Below are 18,596 nucleotides of genomic sequence, written 5' to 3'. Positions count from 1 at the left end.
AACTGAAATGACATATGACTAACCTTATCGCTTCACAACACATTACTTGGTGGTGGCACTTCCCAAATTAACGGGTTGTGTGAAGCATTGCGCTCATTTTAGAGACAAAATTTTACAAGAAAGCCCGCAGAGATGTGGGCTTTCTTGTTATCTGGCCCATGTTCACAGGTTAATTAATAAATTCAAATAAACGAAGGCAGCAAGATGAAACCGAATCAAATAGCCCAGGTCAGTACCGAAAAACAGCCGCTAACCTATCATGCTGATCCATTAAGTCTGTATGAACATGTGACCAATAATGCACCTCATACTATGTTGCTTGAGTCTGCGGAAATAGACAGCAAAGACCATCTAAAAAGCATTGTACTGACCCATGCAGCCTTGATGATCCGCTGCGATGGTTATCAGCTTACCTTAAGCGCCTTAACCATAAACGGCCAAAGCTTGTTAACGCCTATTGAGCAATTTTTTACCGAACAATTTGATTGCCACACTCAATTAAATCTAGCCAGCCAAAATGACGTATTAGCATCGTTAACCATTCACCTTCAAAAAGCCACCAGCTTGCAAGATGAAGATGCCAGACTCAAATCAACTTCCCCTTTAGATGGTCTTCGAGCGCTGGTAAAACATATCAAAACCGATAAAGATCCACAGTTTGAAGACTTATTTTTAGGGGGGGTACTAGCCTATGATTTAATTGATACCGTAGAGCCACTGCCAGCAGTACCCAACGCAAATAACCAATGCCCTGATTATCTTTTTTACCTTGCTGAAACCTTAATTCTAATCGATCACAAACAGCAACAAGCCGACATTATCACTCAGCAGTTTACAAAAGATGTGCAAATTAGTGCTGCACTTCATACCCAACGTCAACAAGTCATTGAGCTATGCCACACCATCACGCCAGCTAAACCTCTGGCGCCAATTTCGGAGCAAGTCCAAGTTAACATTAGCGACGAAACCTATAAGCAAATCGTGATTGATTTAAAAGAGCACATTGTTGCTGGCGATATTTTCCAAGTGGTGCCATCACGCTGCTTTAGCTTACCTTGCCCTAATACCTTAGGGGCTTATCGTGCCCTACGTAAAACCAACCCTAGCCCTTATATGTTTTACTTTAGAGGCCCTGACTTTACCTTATTTGGTGCCTCTCCAGAGTCAGCCTTGAAATATGAAGCGCAAAATAATCAAGTAGAAGTTTATCCGATTGCTGGCACACGAAAACGTGGCAAAACGGCCAATGGAGAGATTGATTTTGACTTAGATAGTCGTATTGAGCTAGAACTGCGCTTAGATAAAAAAGAGCTTTCTGAACATCTTATGCTAGTGGATTTGGCTCGTAATGATATCGCCCGTATTAGCCAAAGTGGCAGTCGCAAAGTCGCTGAATTACTTAAAGTGGATCGTTATTCACACGTGATGCATTTAGTCAGTCGGGTGACTGGGCAGTTGCGCCATGACTTAGATGCCCTACATGCTTATCAAGCCTGTATGAACATGGGCACACTGGTTGGTGCTCCTAAGGTACGAGCATCACAACTGGTGCGCCAAGCAGAGCAAGCACGTCGAGGAAGCTATGGTGGCGCAGTAGGTTATTTAAATGGTTTAGGTGATATGGATACCTGTATTGTTATCCGTTCAGCGTTTGTTCAACATGATATGGCTCATATTCAAGCCGGTGCAGGCGTGGTATTTGATTCAGATCCCCAAGCAGAAGCCGATGAAACACGCCAAAAAGCACAAGCGGTCATATCCGCAATCCAATTAGGAGGTGGACTATGAGTGATTTAACCCAAGCAATGAAATTGTATTTACTCGATAACTTCGACTCATTTACCTACAACTTGGTTGATCAATTCCGCAGCCTTGGTTTTGAAGTGGTTATTTATCGAAATGATGTAAGCGCCGACTATTTAGCCCAAAAATTGTTAAACGAAACCCAACGCTCAGCACTGGTATTATCCCCCGGCCCTGGCGCGCCCCATGAGGCAGGTTGCATGATGGAGCTTATTGCTAAAGTGGCAGGTAAAGTACCCATGTTGGGTATTTGTTTAGGCCATCAAGCCATGGTTGAATACTACGGCGGCAAAGTGGAACGCGCGCCTTTTGTGGTGCATGGAAAAGCTAGCCCGACCATTCATAGCGGTAAAGGGGTGTTTGCCAATCTTCCCTCACCTTTACCGGTTGCTCGCTATCACAGCCTAGTTGCCACCAAGGTACCCGATTGCCTCGAGGTAATTGCTGCTACCGATAATATGCCAATGGCAATTTTGCACGATGCCCACAAAGCAGTGGGGTTTCAATTTCATCCAGAGTCAATTTTGACAACTTTAGGCAGCCAATTGTTAACCCAAACGCTCAGCTACTTAACCCAAACATCATTAGCACCTATAACTCAAGGAGGCCAGTCATGACGAATGAGCCGACTCAAGTGTTGCTCGATACGCTTTATCAGGGTAACCCATTAACGCGCCAACAAAGTGCCAGCTTATTTGCCGATATAGTCGGAGGGAATATGGATCCAATAGCCATGGCTGGCATGTTGATCGCGCTAAAAATGCGTGGTGAAACCATTGATGAGATCGCCGGAGCCGCCGATGCTCTGCGCCAAGCAGCCAAAGCATTTCCACGCAGTGAGGAATCACTTAGCTCAGGTGTGGTTGATATTGTCGGTACAGGGGGTGATGGCTTTAATACAATTAATATCTCGACTACCGCGGCATTTGTTGCCGCCGCCGCGGGAGCCAAGGTTGCCAAACACGGTAATCGAGGAGTGTCGAGTAAATCAGGCTCATCGGATTTGCTGTCACATTGTGGCATTGCACTGACCATGAGCCCACAAGGCGCCAGTGATGCAATTGATACGTTAGGCTTATGCTTTTTATTTGCACCGCATTACCATGCAGGGGTACGCCATGCGGTGCCTGTTCGTCAAGCACTAAAAACCCGCACCATTTTTAATATTCTTGGGCCATTAATTAACCCTGCCAAGCCAGAGTTTATGCTTTTAGGGGTATACTCACCAACACTACTAAAACCCATAGTCAATGTATTAAACGCATTAGGGGTAAAGCGTGCAATGGTCGTTCATGGTAGTGGTTTAGATGAAGTCGCTTTACATGGTATCACCCAAGTGGCCGAGTTAAATAATGGTAAAGTACACTTTTATGACTTATCACCCGAAGATTTGGGCGTTATACATGCCGACATTAACCAGTTAACCGGAGGCGAACCCAGTGACAACGCCCTCATTACCAAAGCCATATTGCAAGGCAATGGCAGTGATGCTCAGCGTGATGCTGTTGCCATAAATGCTGGCTGCGCTTTATATGTCAGTGGCGTAGCAGACTCTGTCAAAGCCGGAACTCAACTTGCGTTACAAACCCTCGCGAGTGGCAAAGGTTATCAGGTATTAACCCAATTAGCTGCCGCTAGCCAAATCGATGAACAACATTCTGCAAACAATAAGGGCGTGTAAACATGGCATCTCAAATGAATATCACTGATCAGGGTGCAAAAGAATCGAATGTGTTAACCCGTATTGTCGACACCAAAGTAGCCCATATTGCCGCGCTAAAACAGCGCTTTCCTGAGGCGGACTTACAACCGAAAATATCTGACCGCAGTTTATTTGCCGCTTTAAAGCAGCCCAATGCGCAGTATATTTTTGAATGTAAAAAAGCGAGCCCATCAAAAGGATTAATTCGTCCGGTATTTGATGTCGAAGCCATTGCAGATATCTATGCAAAATACGCTGCTGGGATTTCAGTATTAACCGACGAGCAGTTTTTTCAGGGCGATATGAATTACATACCTTTGGTACGATCTCGGGTCACTCAACCTATTTTATGTAAAGATTTTTTTGTTGACCCATACCAAGTCAAGCTGGCTGCCCACCAAGGCGCAGACGCGGTATTACTCATGTTGTCGGTATTAGATGATGATCAGTATCGTTTACTGGCCGCAGAGGCGGCTAAATATCAGCTTGATACGCTCACCGAGGTAAGCAACGAAGCAGAATTACAACGGGCAATTGATCTTAATGCGCCAATTATTGGTATTAACAACCGTAATTTACGGGACTTATCAACGGATTTAGCCACAACAGAAGTATTAGCACCGCATATTCCTGCCGATCGCGTGGTGATCAGCGAGTCAGGTATTTATACCCATGATCAAATCCGCCGTTTAAATCCATTGGTAGACGGATACTTAGTAGGCAGCTCAATTATGGCGCAGGATGACATTGATCTAGCCTGTCGCCAATTGTTATTTGGCAACAATAAAGTGTGCGGTTTGACCAATATTGATGATGTGCAAGCTGTTGCAAAATCAGGCGCCGTATTTGGTGGGCTTATTTTTTACCCTAAATCACCACGCGCTATCACCCTTGAAGCGGCAACAGAAATAGTGACCAGCATGAAAAGCCAACAAATTGGTTTGAACATGGTAGGTGTCTTTGTTAATGCAGAACTTAACGAGATTGTTATCGCAGCTAAAAACCTTCGTCTGTTTGCAGTGCAATTACATGGCGATGAAACCGAATTAGAAATTGCAGCCCTCAATCAATGTTTCAATGATGAAGCAATTAATTGTCAAATTTGGAAAGCCATTGCGGTTGATAACCAAACCGGAAAAGTAGCCAATAAGCCAACGGGTGTAAAGCGCTACTTATACGACAGCAAAAGTGGCAGCCAATTTGGTGGGACAGGCGAGCGTTTTAATTGGCAAGCCATAGATGATAAATCAAAAGCCATATTGGCAGGCGGTTTAGCGGCCAACAATGCTTATGAAGCCAGCCAACAAGGATTTTACGGGTTGGACTTTAATTCGGGAGTTGAATCATCCCCAGGCATCAAAGATCAACAAAAGTTAACGGCAGTTTTTAATGAGTTAAGAAAAAACTAACGCCCCCTATTTTGCACTTGTTGTATCACGCAGTGAGTGTGTTGAAAGTATTATCGATTTAACTTTAGGATACTATTATGGCAGAGCTCAAGCTTAACCCTTATTTCGGAGAATACGGTGGTATGTATGTACCACAAATCCTTGTTCCAGCTTTAAAACAGCTTGAAAGTGCATTTGTAGACGCTCAGCAAGACCCTGAGTTTCAAGCCGAATTTACCGACTTGCTCAAAAACTACGCAGGTCGTCCTACGGCGCTGACCCTAACACGTAATTTAAGCCCTAACCCATTAGTAAAAATTTACTTAAAGCGTGAAGATTTATTACATGGCGGCGCCCATAAAACCAACCAAGTGTTAGGCCAAGCCTTACTTGCCAAACGTATGGGTAAAAAAGAAATCATTGCAGAAACCGGCGCGGGCCAACATGGGGTAGCTACGGCACTAGCTTGTGCCTTACTCGACTTAAAATGTAAAGTTTACATGGGTGCAAAAGACGTAGAACGTCAATCACCAAACGTATTCCGAATGAAGTTAATGGGCGCCGAGGTTATTCCTGTCACTTCTGGCTCATCAACCTTAAAAGATGCCTGTAATGAAGCCATGCGTGACTGGTCAGCCAGTTATGATAAAGCTCACTACTTACTCGGTACCGCAGCGGGCCCTCATCCATTTCCAACCATAGTGCGTGAGTTTCAACGCATGATTGGTGAAGAAACCAAAAAACAAATTCTTGAAAAAGAAGGTCGCTTGCCAGATGCCGTTATTGCCTGTGTTGGCGGAGGCTCAAACGCTATAGGCATGTTTGCTGATTTTATTGATGATGAATCCGTTGAGCTGATAGGTGTTGAACCTGCGGGTAAAGGCATCGATACCCCTATGCATGGCGCGCCACTAAAACACGGTAAAACCGGTATTTTCTTTGGTATGAAAGCGCCATTAATGCAAGATACCCATGGCCAAATTGAAGAGTCATATTCAGTATCTGCAGGGCTAGATTTTCCATCAGTTGGCCCACAACATGCACACTTAAATGCCATTGGTCGTGCTCGATATGAATCCGCGACCGATGATGAAGCGCTAGAAATGTTCCAACTGTTGGCCCGTACTGAAGGAATTATTCCTGCACTTGAGTCTGCTCATGCAATTGCATATGCAGTTAAACTGGCTAAACAAGCCACCAAAGAAACCATTTTAGTCGTCAATCTTTCAGGACGTGGCGATAAAGATATCTTTACCGTATCTGACATTTTAACTGCCAAGCAACAGGAGAGCGGCAATGAGTAATCGATATCAGGCAGCCTTTGCCGCCCTAAAAGCTAAACAACAAGGTGCCTTTGTTCCCTTTGTTACCTTAGGTGACCCAAGTCCACAAATATCGTTAAATATCATCAAAACCTTAGTAGATAATGGTGCTGATGCATTGGAGCTAGGGTTTCCATTTTCAGACCCACTCGCCGATGGCCCAGTTATTCAAGGTGCAAACTTACGTTCATTAGCAGCTGGAACCACCCCAGATGATTGCTTTGAGTTGCTCACTCAAGTTCGTGCTATGTATCCTGAATTACCCATAGGTTTATTACTTTACGCAAACTTAGTTTTTGCCAATGGCATTGATGAGTTTTATAACAAAGCGAAGGCCGCTGGCGTTGATTCAGTATTAATTGCAGACGTCCCCGTTGAAGAGTCAAGCCCTTTTACTGAAGCTGCCAAAAGGCATGGTATCGCGCCTATTTTCATTGCGCCGCCAAATGCTGATAGCGACACCTTAAAACAAGTGAGCAAGTCTGGTGAAGGTTATACGTATTTATTATCACGCGCTGGGGTGACAGGCACAGAATCTAAAGCGGGCACACCGGTTGAGGAAATCCTTGCAAAATTAGCACAATTTGATGCCCCCCCACCATTATTGGGCTTTGGTATTGCTGAGCCATCTCAGGTAAGTGAAGCGATTAAAGCCGGGGCAGCTGGCGCCATTTCAGGCTCTGCTGTGGTCAAAATTATCGAAACACATCAACATGATGAAGCAACATTATTAACTAAACTGGCTGAATTTACTCAAGCGATGAAAGCAGCCACGCATTACTAAATCCCTTAATGTCATAAAAATTAAATTGGAGCTTTATACGGCTCCTTTTTTATTGCCTGCTATACTCTGGTGAAAAGGAAAAAACAGACAAGGAACTATGTCAAAGAAACTGATTATCTTGTTACTTTTGTCATTAAGCTTGCTGGCTTTGTGCCCTCGCCTATACGCGCAACAAGATCCGCTAATCACTGAAGTTAGATATAACTTTTCAGAACAATTTATCGATCCTAAACAAAATTACTATATTGCACTGCTCGATTTAGTATTAAAAAAAAGCGAACCTAAATATGGTGCTTATAAGCTAACCCCAGTTCCTCTCGAAATGCCTCAGGGTAGAACCATCAAGTTGGTCGAACAAAATAAACACATTGATATTGTTTGGACCATGACATCCATAGAGCGAGAAAACCAACTCAAAGCTATCTATATACCACTATTAAAAGGTTTGATGGGCTATCGCATTGGCATTATTCGAAAAGGAGAACAGGGTAAATTCGATGAGATAGACACCCTAGCATCATTCAAAAAAATCACTATAGGCCAAGGCAAAGACTGGCCTGATGTTGAGATCCTCAGACTTAATGGATTTAACGTTGTGCCAGGTGCTGATCAAAATCTACTTGCTATGTTAGCAAAAAATCGATTTGATTATTTCCCACGAACACTAAACGAGCCATGGCATGAATTAACTCTCAGAGAGGATGTTGAACTAGAGCAAAATTTATTACTGCATTATCCTGCTCCAATATACTTTTTTGTTAATAAGCAAAATCATCTGCTCGCAGAACGAATCGAGTTTGGCTTAAGGGTCGCGATTAGTGACGGCAGTTTTGATGATCATTTTTTCAATAACCCAATTAACAAAAATATGATTACAAAATCAAACTTATTTAACCGGCAAGAATATGAAATTGCTAATCCACTTTTATCGCCCCAAAGTGCAGAAATCCTGAATGAGACATCACTATGGTTAACGGTAATTATGTAAAACAACCAGGGTGTCACTAACCAATAGTTTACTGATATTTGGTATTAAAACTCATTTACTTCAATCAGCTTAAAAGCATTGAATACAAAACTAATGTTAAGACACTAACAAAAAATTCTGCGATGAATAATTGTTAATCATAAAAGCGTGTTTAAGGCGCTCCAAGGGTTCTCGGCATATGTGGATACATGCTACACTCGGGCCTAATTTTTAATGCGAATGGACCTTGCGATTTACTAACGGATCACATTAAACATGAAACAACTGCTCGACTTTTTACCTTTAGTTATCTTTTTTGCGGTCTATAAATTTGTCGATATTTATACCGCAACTGGCGCATTAATTGTGGCCACCGCCATTCAACTTATCGTCACTTATATACTGTATAAACAAGTTGAAAAAATGCATCTCATCACCTTTGCTATGGTGACTGTTTTTGGTGCCTTGACTTTGTTTTTCCATGATGATGCCTTTATCAAATGGAAAGTCACCATTGTTTATGGTTTATTTGCTCTTGCTCTTGCCGTTAGTCAGCTTATTGGTAAGCCTGTGCTAAAAAGTATGCTAGGTAAAGAAATGGATGTTGCAGACAAGCACTGGGCATATGTGACTTGGTATTGGGTCAGCTTTTTTATTGTGTGCGGTATCGTCAATATCTATGTGGCATTTAGTTTACCCCTAGAAACATGGGTCAACTTCAAGGTGTTTGGCCTAACAGCGCTAACCTTATTAAATACAGTAGTAACGGTAATTTATCTGTTTAAAAACATGAAAAATCCACCGTTAGAAGATAACAACCAATAATTTAAACCTAGTATTTTTATATACAATTATTCAATAAAACTCGCTACGGAGCCATTCATTATGTGGTATATGATTTCATCTCAAGATGTTGAAAATAGTCTAGAAAAACGTTTATCAGTTCGTGCTGAGCATTTAGCACGTTTACAAGCACTAGCCGACGAAGGTCGTTTACTAACAGCCGGGCCGCACCCAGCAATTGATAATGAAAATCCAGGTGAAGCAGGGTTTACTGGCTCATTAGTGGTGGCAGATTTCCCTTCATTAGAAGAAGCACAAGCATGGGCAGATGTTGATCCCTATATCGGTGCAGGCGTTTATAAGAGTGTTATCGTTAAGCCGTTCAAACGAGTTTTACCTTAATGAAGATTGTTTCATTCAACATTAATGGACTAAGAGCTAGGCTTCATCAATTACAAGCATTAATTGATAGCCACCAGCCAGACATTATTGGCTTACAAGAAACCAAAGTGCATGACGAAGCTTTTCCGGTCGCCGATGTTGTAGCCATGGGGTACAAGGTCCATTTTCATGGTGGCAAGGCCCATTATGGCGTTGCCCTGCTATCAAAAGTAGAACCGGTCAAGGTGTGCAAAGGTTTTGATACTGATGCAGACGATGCCCAGCGCCGTTTAATCATTGGCCAGTTTGAACAAGCTAATGGTCGATTGCTCACAGTCATTAATGGTTACTTCCCGCAAGGCGAAAGTATCCACCATGAAACCAAATACCCTGCTAAGCGCAAGTTTTATCAAGATTTGATGAGCCATCTTGAAATGCATCATCATCCTGATGAAGATATCGCGATTATTGGTGATATTAATATTTCGCCCATTGATTTAGATATTGGCATTGGTGAAGTGAACGCTAAACGCTGGCTAAAAACGGGTAAATGCAGTTTTCAACCTGAAGAGCGTGAATGGTTAGCCCGCTTAACAGATTGGGGATTTATTGACAGTTTTCGTCATTTACATCCAACCCGTGAAGCGCGTTACTCATGGTTTGATTATCGTAGCAAAGGCTTTGATGACAACCGAGGTCTACGTATTGATGTGATTTTAGCGACCCAGTCGTTAGCCGCAAGAGTTATCGAATCGGATGTAGATTATGATCTACGCGGTATCGAAAAGCCTTCAGATCACGCGCCTATCTGGTCAACGTTTAGCGAATAACAAAATCCGCTTGATAAAAAGGCTTAACACGATAAGTGTTAAGCCCTTTTTTACAAATCCCCATTCAACACAAACTTGCATCAAGCGATTTTATATTGGCTCAATATCTGGCTTAATCCTTTTGAAGAGGTATTTAAATCATTGGCAATGGTCAATGCTTGGCTAGCATTGTCTAAAATGGTATCAGACTGACCTCTAACTTCATTAATTTGTGACACTATGTCAGCAGAAGCGACACTTTGCTCTTCGGCAGAGGCCGCTATTTGGCTACTCATATCAAATACGGCATTAATAGAATCTGCCATATGAGTAACATCAACGCCTACTGCACTAATACTCGCACTACCTTCATCGGCCTGCTCAACAATCTCGGTTGTAATTTGGGTCAGCTTGGTTGAACCTTTTTGTAAGCCTTCAATCATGGCTTGAATTTCAACTGTGGCTTGCTGAGTACGCCCTGCTAATGTACGAACTTCATCGGCAACCACAGCAAAACCACGCCCTTGTTCTCCAGCCCTTGCCGCTTCAATTGCCGCATTAAGCGCTAACAGATTCGTTTGTTCTGAAATTGCATTAATGGTTGTTACCACGGCATTAATTTGGGTTGCATCTTTTGATAACTGTTCAACCGAAGCAAAAGCTTCTGAAATACGCGATGTTAAGAAAGCAATACGAGTTTCAGCATCTTTAATTTTCTTACGGCTGTCATTTACTTGTTGTGCGTTTTCTTTGGTGTGTTCTGAAGTGGCTGAAGCATGATGTGATACATCAGAAATTGCCGCGGTCATTTGCTCCATCGAATGAGATACCGAATCTAAATAATGATGCTGCTGCTTAATCAGTTCATCATTTGTGCTGGCTTGCTGTCCAAAAGTGGTGGCCGCCATTGATAAGGTATTGGCATTATCGCCAATGGCTCTGACCATTTCGCTCATATTATCAGCACAACGGTCGATTTCTTTGGCAATCAAACTAAAGTCATCAGTACCAAAAAAATTAAGGCGTTGGGTTAAATTGCCATCAGCAAGACGCTTAATTGCTACATACATATCCCATAAACCACCACCAAGGGAGGTAGAAATCCAATAACACAATTGGAATAAGGGCAACAAACCGATTAACGCATACCAAAATAAACGGTTATCTGACTGAGATTGTTCCCAATTAGCCACATTTTGATCCAAGGTTAAAAACTGGCCATTAACCGATGATGATACCGTTAAGTTGTCACCTTTGCGGCTTGAGGTCGCTAGATCTGACACAGACAACTGGTGCTGCTGAGCAAAATTTCGCAGCGACTCACCCGATAAATCTTGGTTTATTGCCACTTGGGCATAAGCTTCTATGGTTGCTGTCGCTTTTGCCATTGAGCCTGCTTCTATTAGTTTTTGATTTTGCTGTTGATTTAGTAATGCGATGGTGAGGGTGATAATTGAAACCAATGAACATATAAGCCAAAACTTACCGTTTAATGTCAGCTTGATCAGCATTGCATCGATTTTTCGAAACTGGATCTGCTTCATAAAGTTTTCCTAGTAATTCAAATGTGACCGACAGATATCTCAGTCAATAATAGTTTGAGTGAATTATTTTATCTGCTTTTTTTGTTATAAAACGAAAATAAGCCTGCATGTTGACCCCAACACATAGACTTATTTAATCATCGGCTTAAACCGTGGTTTTCTTTAAAGAAATTTTACCGTTTTGCCAGGGATATCACATACTTTATACCCTTAATACACGATTAAGCGGTAAATCTCGGTAACGCTTGCCTGTCGCAGCAAATATCGCATTAGTTAGGCTTGGCGCTACAGGAGGCACACCTGGCTCGCCAACCCCAGCCGGATTGGCAGTTGACTCAATATGAATCACCTCAATATCAGGGCTTTGCGGTAAGCGTAATACAGGATAATCGTGAAAATTGGCTTGTTCCACCTTGCCTTCTTTAAAGCTAATTTCCCCCATCATGGCTAAACTTAAACCAAAAATAATCGCCCCTTCCGTTTGCGATTTTAATCGGTCAGGATTAACCACCAGCCCGGCATCAATAGCACTGATCGTTTTAAGCACTTTTAACTTACCGTCAGTTACATCAACCAAGGTTGCAACAGCAACATAGCTTGTAAAGCTGCGATGAATAGCAAAACCCCAACCTTGGTTAGCGGCCACGTTAGGCTGCTCAGATAATCGTTGTTCGATAACATCGAGCAAGTGATGATAACGACCGACATCGACCGGATGATCAGCCAAGGTTTCACCGTAATTACCGTATTTGAACCCTTGATCAGCAAAGGTTTCTTGCCTTGCTTCCCCTAACAATTGTCGCCACATTGCAATGCAGGGCTTACCTGCTTTAACCGCCAGTTCATCAACAAAACTGCCAATACCAAATGCATGTTGAATATTGCATACAGAACGCAACCAACCAATGCGGGTATGCGCTTTAGCTTTAACGGCTTCTAATTGAATTTGCCCCAGGGCTAATGGTACATCAGAGAACCCTAAATCTAGCTCACCAGCTGATGGAGTATCAACACCTTCAGCAAAAGTGGAACTAATGGAGGGAAAACCCGTTCGAGCTAATAAGGCTTGTGGTTGGTTATTCGCATCGAGTTTTGCCTGGTAAAATTGGGCACTAATTGCATGGTAATAACCATGCTGAATATCATCTTCTCGCGTCCATGATACTTTCACAGGTTTATTTAATCGTTGCGACAACATCGCAGCTTCTACGCTAAAATCAGGCTTAGACTTACGCCCAAAGCCACCACCGAGTAAAGTCACATTGACTTTAACTTTATCTTCACTCAAACCAAGTACAGCTGCCACATTTTGTTGGGTACTTTGAGGTGTTTGAGTTGATGCCCATATCTCACAACCTTGCGCCGTTACATTTGCAGTAGCCACTGGCGGCTCCATCATGGCATGGGCTAGATAAGGCACACTATAAACTGCATTAATTGTGGATGCTTGCGGCCAATCGGTTACACTCTCGCCTAATTGACGCATCACTTTGCCGGGTTGCTTCACTTTTTCCACGAGCTCTGCCATGTACTGTTCGGTATCGTGGCTATCATTTACCGATTTTGTCCAAGTGATTTTTAATGCTTTACGGCCTTGTACGGCGCTCCACGTATTGGTGGCAATAACCGCTAAGCCACCTAAAGCTTTAAATAATGGCGCACCTTGTGGTACTGGCAATTGAATGACATCAATTACCCCAGCAACTTTACGGGCGTCACTATCATCAAAACTGGCTACGTCACTGCCTAATACTGGTGGGCGTGTAATGCTGGCATACACCATACCGTCCACTTTAATATCGTAACCATACATGGCTTTTCCGCTAAGCATGTCATCCATATCAACAATGGTTTTAGGCTTACCAATAAAGTTAAAATCGCTATCGGCTTTAAATTTGATACTGGCAACATCAGGGGTGACAACCTTGGCCGCTGCCAGAGCAAGTTCACCAAAGGTGAAGTTTTTTGCCGAACCTTTATGATGTACTTTATTAGCTTTGGCATACACTTCAGATATCGGCACTTGCCATTTATCTGCGGCAGCTTGCTCTAACATGGTTCTGGCCATGGCACCCATCTGGCGCATTTTGTAGTACTGCTTGCGAATACTGCGACTGCCATCAGTATTTTGGTCACCATAACGCTTATCACCTAAGCCTTGCACCACCACAATTTTGTCCCAATCAGCTTCTAACTCATCAGCCAACACTTGTGGAATACCGGTTCGGATCCCTTGCCCCATTTCAGAACGATGACAAGTTAAGTACACCTTGTCGTCTTCACCTATGGCAATAAACAAGTTCATCAAGGCTTGTTTGTCTTGAGCAAGAGCCATTGGACTCCATGCAAGTCCTGTCGCACTTAATGCTAAACCACCACCTGCGGCACCAAAAAGCTTCAATACATCACGACGGCTAATATTTTCTATTGCGGTAAATGTTGTCATGATCACACCTCCGCCGTATCAGCGACAGTCGCTTTTATCGCCGCTTTAATGCGTGGATAAGTACCACAACGACAGATATTGCCCGACATAGCTTCATCGATTTGCGTGTCACTCGGGTTAGGCGTTTTAGTTAATAATGCTGCAGCTGACATAATTTGCCCCGCTTGGCAGTAACCACATTGCGGAACGTTATGTTCCGCCCATTTTGCTTTTAGGCTATCGGCTGCAACCCCTTCAATAGTGGTAACATTTTTACCCGCGACTTGTTTTAAGCTAGTTAAACAACCTCGCATTGGCACACCATCAACATGGATAGTACAGGCACCGCATAAACCAGAGCCACAGCCATATTTGGTACCCGTTAAGCCAATAATATCTCGTATTGCCCATAACACAGGCATATTGGGGTCAGCATCTAAGGTAAAATTTTTACCATTAACTAAAAGTGTTTGTTTCGGGTTTGTCATCACTTACTCCTTGTTAGCCAACCACCAACTTAAATCGGCAGGCGTATCAATATCAATTGCCGCATGAGTTAACTCGACTTGAGTTAAGCTATTGGCATTTTGTCTTTGTTTTAATACTTTTTTAGCACCATTATCACCGTCTAACTCTCGTAAGGCGTCAAAATCATCAGCTAAAAAGATAGCCGGCACTCCAATGTCCTGTTGATAAAAAGCGCAGGTTGTTTGCCGAGTGCGGTCCCATTGCTGGATCAATTGGGTAAAGTCTAACGCAGTTATGGCCACTTGATCCCCAAGCGCGATTAATAACCCATCTGCTTGATGCAACATTGCAAAATCAACGGCTCGATGAATCGAGCTTGATAATCCCTGCGCCCAATTGGGATTATCTATTATATCTACCATGGTTAGCAGCTCTTTTGGGCTTGATACTAATTGCTTTGCAATTTGCGATTGATTCGCCCCCAGCACGACGGCTGATGCCACAAACTCAATATCATTTAACGGCACTTTTTCTACGTAATGTTGAATTGTAAGGTTCAATTGCGAAATGGTTTGAGCCAGTAAATATTGCGATTCGGTTAATTGGGCTAATTGTTTTACCCCGTTAAAACGCCGACTTGCCCCCGCTGCTAATATCACGCAGACCAGTTTTTTAGTCATGGTAACCAACTCTGGCACTACAACATCACCTTATCAAGACTGAGTAATTTGCTTTGGTGCAATACCCCATGACATTGGGCTAACATACTCAACGCAACCGAACTGGGCAATTCACCGCCTAAGGCGATTCCGGCCGGTGCTGAAAAGTAGCCATTAAAATCATCTGCAACAAGCTGTGCTAACTCGAGCACTTTATCACGCCTGTGAGCGGGACCTAATAAAGCGATGTAACCTAATGGTTGCGAGACCAAAACCCTCAAGGTTTTGGCATCTAAATTTAGATTATGATTCATAATAAACGCGCCATTAAGTGAAGCTAACAGCTCATGTGCCACTTTATCTACCGGCATTTTATATACGGTACAATGAGGAAAATCATAACTTCGGGCATAAGCGGTACGCTCATCAAATACACTAATCTTCCATCCCAAATTATGGGCAATTTGAGCCAAAGGTTGAGCATCTAAACCGCCACCAAAAATACCAATATGAATGGGAGGACTAACCGGAATAATTATCCTATGTTTATGCGGATAATCGGCATCAGTGATCGGCATAATTTGAGTTTTGATGGCAGTTGGGCTTACTGAGTGAGTCGCTGTTTGTGACTCATGGTCTACGTCAATGGCAGAAATAACCTCATCAGTTTGCCATAACCCAGTTACCGAAGAACAAGGTGAACCATCTTGAGCAATATCGAGCTGATATTGGCCTTTTTTACCGCTTTGTAAATCAAAATAAAGTTGTTGTAACCCCAAATACTGATTAGCCGAATTGACCGCTAACATCATTATATTAACAATACCGCCGCAGCCTAATTGGTAGCTGGTATCGGATTCATCGGTGGCATCATAGGTTAACTGTATCACTTGCTGTGTTTGAATTGCCCGCTGTGCATGACGGCGTAAATCGGCCTCAAGACAGCCACCGCTTAACATGCCAAGGGTTTTGCCCAAAGGGTGAAATAGCATGATGGCACCGGGTTTGCGGTACGATGAGCCTTGGACATGTGTAAGAACGGCGACAACCCAATCATCTTGATAATCAGCTTGCCAAACATCTAATAAATCAACAAGGTGTTGGCGCATAAGACATCCGTGGCTTAGATAATAAATGAGTAAATTAAGCTAACAGACTGGGCCAAAGATTAATAGCAACAAAGCGTTTCAATTTGTGAATACAATCGATAAAACAAAGGGGAAGAACTGTTCTTCCCCCAAAATACTAAACCGCAATATCTGAAACGAAAAACTTAACCTAGCAGTTGATCGGCCACAAAAGGATTATGCTCACGCTCTTCTGCAAATGTCGACATAGGGCCATGACCCGGAATAAAGCTAACATTGCTGCCTAACGGCCAGAGTTTTTGAGTAATAGATTGAATTAAATCTTGATGATTTGATTGCGGAAAATCAGTTCGACCAATTGAGCTTCTAAATAATACATCCCCTACCCAAGCAAGTTTGCTGACCGCTGAGAAAAATACCACGTGCCCTGGGGTATGTCCGGGACAATGCACGACATCAAGGGATTGTTCACCAACAGTAACCTTATCACCATCATTAAGATATTGTTGTGGCTCAAAAGCATTCACCAATGGAAAACCAAAGTTTTGGCTTTGCTTGGCTAAGTTTTCTAACCAAAATTTATCGGCAATATGTGGCCCAATAATCGGCACATTTAAACGCGTAGCCAAATGTTGTGCGCCACCAACATGATCAATATGACCATGTGTTAGCAATACCTTTTCTACTGCTAAACCAAGCTTTTCAACTTCCGATATAATGCGGTCAATGTCTCCACCTGGGTCGACAACAGCGGCTTTTAAGGTCTTTTCACACCAAATCACACTACAATTTTGCTGAAACGGTGTTACGGGAATGATTTGATATTTCATAGAAAGTCTCTTAAAGGTTACAGTCCTGACATTATTATCTAATTCTAACCATCCAAAATTGATCTTGATACCGATTTATTGAGTTTTTACATTTAACCGTTAAAACCCGGCATCCATAATTGTGATATTGAGATTATTTAGAATGTGCTAGGCTTGATTTAGATATAAATTCCAATAGTTTAAGGTTAGGCATGAAAGTCGAACAAACATTAGCCGGTATTAAAGCACGCAAACATTATTTTTCAGTTCCTCTTGATTATCAACAAAGTCCCAGCCAGCAAATTACCCTATTTGCGCGTGAAATTGTTAGCATTGAAAACCAGCATAAAGCCTTACCTTACTTGGTATTTTTTCAGGGTGGACCGGGTTTTGGCGCTGCAAGACCTATTGCTAATTCAGGTTGGATAAAGCGGGCACTGCAAGAATATCGTGTGTTACTGCTTGACCAACGTGGCACTGGATTATCAACACCGATTAATAGTATTGCATTAAGTCATTTAAGTGCCAGCCAACAGGCTGAATACCTCTGTCATTTTCGTGCCGATAATATCATCCGTGATGCAGAGCTAATCCGCACTAAACTATGTAACGATGAGCCATGGACGATTTTAGGCCAAAGCTTTGGCGGTTTTTGTGTATTACATTATTTGTCTGCCGCGCCGCAAGGCATTAAAGAAGCTTATATCACAGGTGGTTTGCCATCATTAACTCGCAATGCTGATGATGTGTATCAGGCAACTTATTTACGAGTCATGGCTAAAAACAATGATTTTTTTGCTCGTTTTACGGATGCCAGAAAACTTGCCGATGATCTTGCAAAATACCTCTATGACAATAAAGTCTATTTAGCCACAGGCGAGCAATTAACCGTTGAAATGCTGCAATTACTTGGCATCAACCTTGGCATGGAGCAAGGCCCTGAAGCCGTATATTATCTTATTGAACAAGCATTAATTGAAACTGCCCAAGGTGTTGAAGTTAATCCACTTTTTTTACATCAATTTAGCCAATTTTTAGATTACAACACTAACCCCATTTTTGCGCTATTGCATGAGTCAATTTACTGCCAGCAAAATGCTTCAAAATGGTCTGCCCATAGGGTAAGAGACCAATATCCACAGTTTCACTATAAAGTTAACAAGCCGTTATTATTTACCGGTGAAATGATTTACCCGTGGATGTTTACTCAATTTGAGCAACTAAAACCGCTTGCCGCCGCAGCCGATTTGTTAGCGGCTAAAAAAGATTGGCCGCAACTTTATAATCTTGAGCAACTTGCTAATAACACAGTGCCCGTTGCTGCCGCAATTTACAGCGAAGACATGTTTGTAGAAATGCAATATAGCCTTGAAACAACTAAACAGGTGGCCAATTTAAAATACTGGCTTACCTCTGAATATGAACATAATGGTATTCGCATGGATGGTGAGTATATATTAGATAAACTCATTCAGCTTAATCGAGGTCAATGTTTACGCTAATTCAGTTTCGCTTAAGTATCAATCAGTAATATCAAATCCGTTCTACACTCATTTGTAACAACCAATTTGTTACCTTAAGTTTGTTTCCGTGCAGGTAAGTCTAATGACTTACCTTTTTTTTACCTGCATTTTTGCTCTTAGCTCTCATCTAATAACAATCAC

At 42.4% G+C, this 18,596-nt stretch carries 17 protein-coding genes; 11 read left to right on the top strand and 6 right to left on the bottom strand.

Features of this window, described 5'->3' with window-relative positions:
- Positions 1–204: 204 nt before the first annotated feature.
- The 10 genes from HBH39_RS06650 to xthA all read left to right on the top strand — a co-directional run bounded on the left by HBH39_RS06650 (position 205) and on the right by xthA (position 9,960).
- Positions 205–1,788, top strand: a complete 1,584-nt coding sequence (locus HBH39_RS06650) for an anthranilate synthase component 1 (protein ID WP_167676728.1) — start codon at positions 205–207, stop codon at positions 1,786–1,788.
- Between the two features lie 17 nt (positions 1,789–1,805).
- Positions 1,806–2,420 carry an aminodeoxychorismate/anthranilate synthase component II gene (locus HBH39_RS06645; RefSeq protein ID WP_167679995.1) on the top strand — a complete coding sequence of 205 codons (615 nt, stop codon included), beginning with the start codon at positions 1,806–1,808 and terminating at the stop codon, positions 2,418–2,420.
- Positions 2,417–3,484, top strand: a complete 1,068-nt coding sequence (trpD, locus tag HBH39_RS06640) for an anthranilate phosphoribosyltransferase (RefSeq protein ID WP_167676726.1) — start codon at positions 2,417–2,419, stop codon at positions 3,482–3,484. The genes HBH39_RS06645 and trpD overlap by 4 nt, the downstream gene beginning before the upstream one ends.
- A gap of 14 nt (positions 3,485–3,498) precedes the next feature.
- Positions 3,499–4,914: a bifunctional indole-3-glycerol-phosphate synthase TrpC/phosphoribosylanthranilate isomerase TrpF gene (gene trpCF, locus HBH39_RS06635; protein WP_244325753.1), complete on the top strand. Its 1,416-nt coding sequence runs from the start codon at positions 3,499–3,501 to the stop codon at positions 4,912–4,914.
- Between the two features lie 77 nt (positions 4,915–4,991).
- Positions 4,992–6,197, top strand: a complete 1,206-nt coding sequence (gene trpB / locus HBH39_RS06630; RefSeq protein WP_167676722.1) for a tryptophan synthase subunit beta — start codon at positions 4,992–4,994, stop codon at positions 6,195–6,197.
- Positions 6,190–6,999: a tryptophan synthase subunit alpha gene (gene trpA, locus HBH39_RS06625; protein WP_167676720.1), complete on the top strand. Its 810-nt coding sequence runs from the start codon at positions 6,190–6,192 to the stop codon at positions 6,997–6,999. Before trpB ends, trpA begins: the two co-directional genes overlap by 8 nt.
- Positions 7,000–7,096: 97 nt before the next feature.
- Entirely contained in the window at positions 7,097–7,987 is an 891-nt protein-coding gene (locus tag HBH39_RS06620) for a hypothetical protein (RefSeq protein ID WP_167676718.1), read from the top strand.
- A gap of 255 nt (positions 7,988–8,242) precedes the next feature.
- Positions 8,243–8,791 carry a septation protein A gene (locus HBH39_RS06615; RefSeq protein ID WP_167676716.1) on the top strand — a complete coding sequence of 183 codons (549 nt, stop codon included), beginning with the start codon at positions 8,243–8,245 and terminating at the stop codon, positions 8,789–8,791.
- A 60-nt stretch (positions 8,792–8,851) separates the two neighbouring features.
- Positions 8,852–9,151, top strand: coding sequence for a YciI family protein (locus tag HBH39_RS06610; protein ID WP_167676715.1), 300 nt, complete (start codon positions 8,852–8,854; stop codon positions 9,149–9,151).
- The gene (gene xthA / locus HBH39_RS06605; RefSeq protein ID WP_167676713.1) at positions 9,151–9,960 is read left to right on the top strand and encodes an exodeoxyribonuclease III; all 810 of its coding nucleotides are present in this window, start codon (positions 9,151–9,153) and stop codon (positions 9,958–9,960) included. Before HBH39_RS06610 ends, xthA begins: the two co-directional genes overlap by 1 nt.
- 80 nt (positions 9,961–10,040) lie before the next feature.
- Here xthA and HBH39_RS06600 read toward each other — a convergent pair whose 3' ends face one another.
- The 6 genes from HBH39_RS06600 to HBH39_RS06575 all read right to left on the bottom strand — a co-directional run bounded on the left by HBH39_RS06600 (position 10,041) and on the right by HBH39_RS06575 (position 16,953).
- On the bottom strand, positions 10,041–11,483 hold the full coding sequence (locus HBH39_RS06600; RefSeq protein ID WP_167676711.1) for a methyl-accepting chemotaxis protein: 1,443 nt from the start codon (positions 11,481–11,483) through the stop codon (positions 10,041–10,043).
- Positions 11,484–11,685: 202 nt separating this feature from the next.
- Positions 11,686–13,929 (bottom strand): xanthine dehydrogenase family protein molybdopterin-binding subunit, encoded by a 2,244-nt coding sequence (locus tag HBH39_RS06595; protein ID WP_167676709.1) that lies wholly within the window; start codon positions 13,927–13,929, stop codon positions 11,686–11,688.
- A 2-nt stretch (positions 13,930–13,931) separates the two neighbouring features.
- Positions 13,932–14,396 (bottom strand): (2Fe-2S)-binding protein, encoded by a 465-nt coding sequence (locus HBH39_RS06590; protein WP_167676707.1) that lies wholly within the window; start codon positions 14,394–14,396, stop codon positions 13,932–13,934.
- Between the two features lie 3 nt (positions 14,397–14,399).
- Positions 14,400–15,074 (bottom strand): nucleotidyltransferase family protein, encoded by a 675-nt coding sequence (locus HBH39_RS06585; protein ID WP_167676705.1) that lies wholly within the window; start codon positions 15,072–15,074, stop codon positions 14,400–14,402.
- Positions 15,074–16,144: an XdhC family protein gene (locus HBH39_RS06580; protein WP_167676704.1), complete on the bottom strand. Its 1,071-nt coding sequence runs from the start codon at positions 16,142–16,144 to the stop codon at positions 15,074–15,076. The genes HBH39_RS06585 and HBH39_RS06580 overlap by 1 nt, the downstream gene beginning before the upstream one ends.
- Positions 16,145–16,308: 164 nt before the next feature.
- A complete protein-coding gene (locus HBH39_RS06575; RefSeq protein ID WP_167676702.1) occupies positions 16,309–16,953 on the bottom strand; it encodes an MBL fold metallo-hydrolase in 645 nt (214 codons plus the stop codon).
- Positions 16,954–17,144: 191 nt separating this feature from the next.
- Here HBH39_RS06575 and HBH39_RS06570 point away from each other — a divergent pair, with 191 nt between their 5' ends.
- Positions 17,145–18,434: an alpha/beta fold hydrolase gene (locus tag HBH39_RS06570; protein ID WP_167676700.1), complete on the top strand. Its 1,290-nt coding sequence runs from the start codon at positions 17,145–17,147 to the stop codon at positions 18,432–18,434.
- Positions 18,435–18,596 lie beyond the last annotated feature (162 nt).

This window comes from Shewanella aestuarii (assembly GCF_011765625.1).
Taxonomy (GTDB): domain Bacteria; phylum Pseudomonadota; class Gammaproteobacteria; order Enterobacterales; family Shewanellaceae; genus Shewanella; species Shewanella aestuarii_A.
This window is presented reverse-complemented; position numbering and strand designations above follow the sequence as displayed.

Excerpts from the sequence above, each read along its gene's own strand:
- HBH39_RS06600 (WP_167676711.1), bottom strand. The coding sequence starts at position 11,483 with ATGAAGCAGATCCAGTTTCGAAAAATCGATGCAATGCTGATCAAGCTG.
- HBH39_RS06645 (WP_167679995.1), top strand. The coding sequence starts at position 1,806 with ATGAAATTGTATTTACTCGATAACTTCGACTCATTTACCTACAACTTG.
- HBH39_RS06575 (WP_167676702.1), bottom strand. The coding sequence starts at position 16,953 with ATGAAATATCAAATCATTCCCGTAACACCGTTTCAGCAAAATTGTAGT.
- HBH39_RS06570 (WP_167676700.1), top strand. The coding sequence starts at position 17,145 with ATGAAAGTCGAACAAACATTAGCCGGTATTAAAGCACGCAAACATTAT.
- xthA (WP_167676713.1), top strand. The coding sequence starts at position 9,151 with ATGAAGATTGTTTCATTCAACATTAATGGACTAAGAGCTAGGCTTCAT.
- trpD (WP_167676726.1), top strand. The coding sequence starts at position 2,417 with ATGACGAATGAGCCGACTCAAGTGTTGCTCGATACGCTTTATCAGGGT.
- trpA (WP_167676720.1), top strand. The coding sequence starts at position 6,190 with ATGAGTAATCGATATCAGGCAGCCTTTGCCGCCCTAAAAGCTAAACAA.
- trpCF (WP_244325753.1), top strand. The coding sequence starts at position 3,499 with ATGAATATCACTGATCAGGGTGCAAAAGAATCGAATGTGTTAACCCGT.
- HBH39_RS06590 (WP_167676707.1), bottom strand. The coding sequence starts at position 14,396 with ATGACAAACCCGAAACAAACACTTTTAGTTAATGGTAAAAATTTTACC.
- HBH39_RS06615 (WP_167676716.1), top strand. The coding sequence starts at position 8,243 with ATGAAACAACTGCTCGACTTTTTACCTTTAGTTATCTTTTTTGCGGTC.
- trpB (WP_167676722.1), top strand. The coding sequence starts at position 4,992 with ATGGCAGAGCTCAAGCTTAACCCTTATTTCGGAGAATACGGTGGTATG.
- HBH39_RS06650 (WP_167676728.1), top strand. The coding sequence starts at position 205 with ATGAAACCGAATCAAATAGCCCAGGTCAGTACCGAAAAACAGCCGCTA.
- HBH39_RS06620 (WP_167676718.1), top strand. The coding sequence starts at position 7,097 with ATGTCAAAGAAACTGATTATCTTGTTACTTTTGTCATTAAGCTTGCTG.
- HBH39_RS06580 (WP_167676704.1), bottom strand. The coding sequence starts at position 16,144 with ATGCGCCAACACCTTGTTGATTTATTAGATGTTTGGCAAGCTGATTAT.
- HBH39_RS06595 (WP_167676709.1), bottom strand. The coding sequence starts at position 13,929 with ATGACAACATTTACCGCAATAGAAAATATTAGCCGTCGTGATGTATTG.
- HBH39_RS06610 (WP_167676715.1), top strand. The coding sequence starts at position 8,852 with ATGTGGTATATGATTTCATCTCAAGATGTTGAAAATAGTCTAGAAAAA.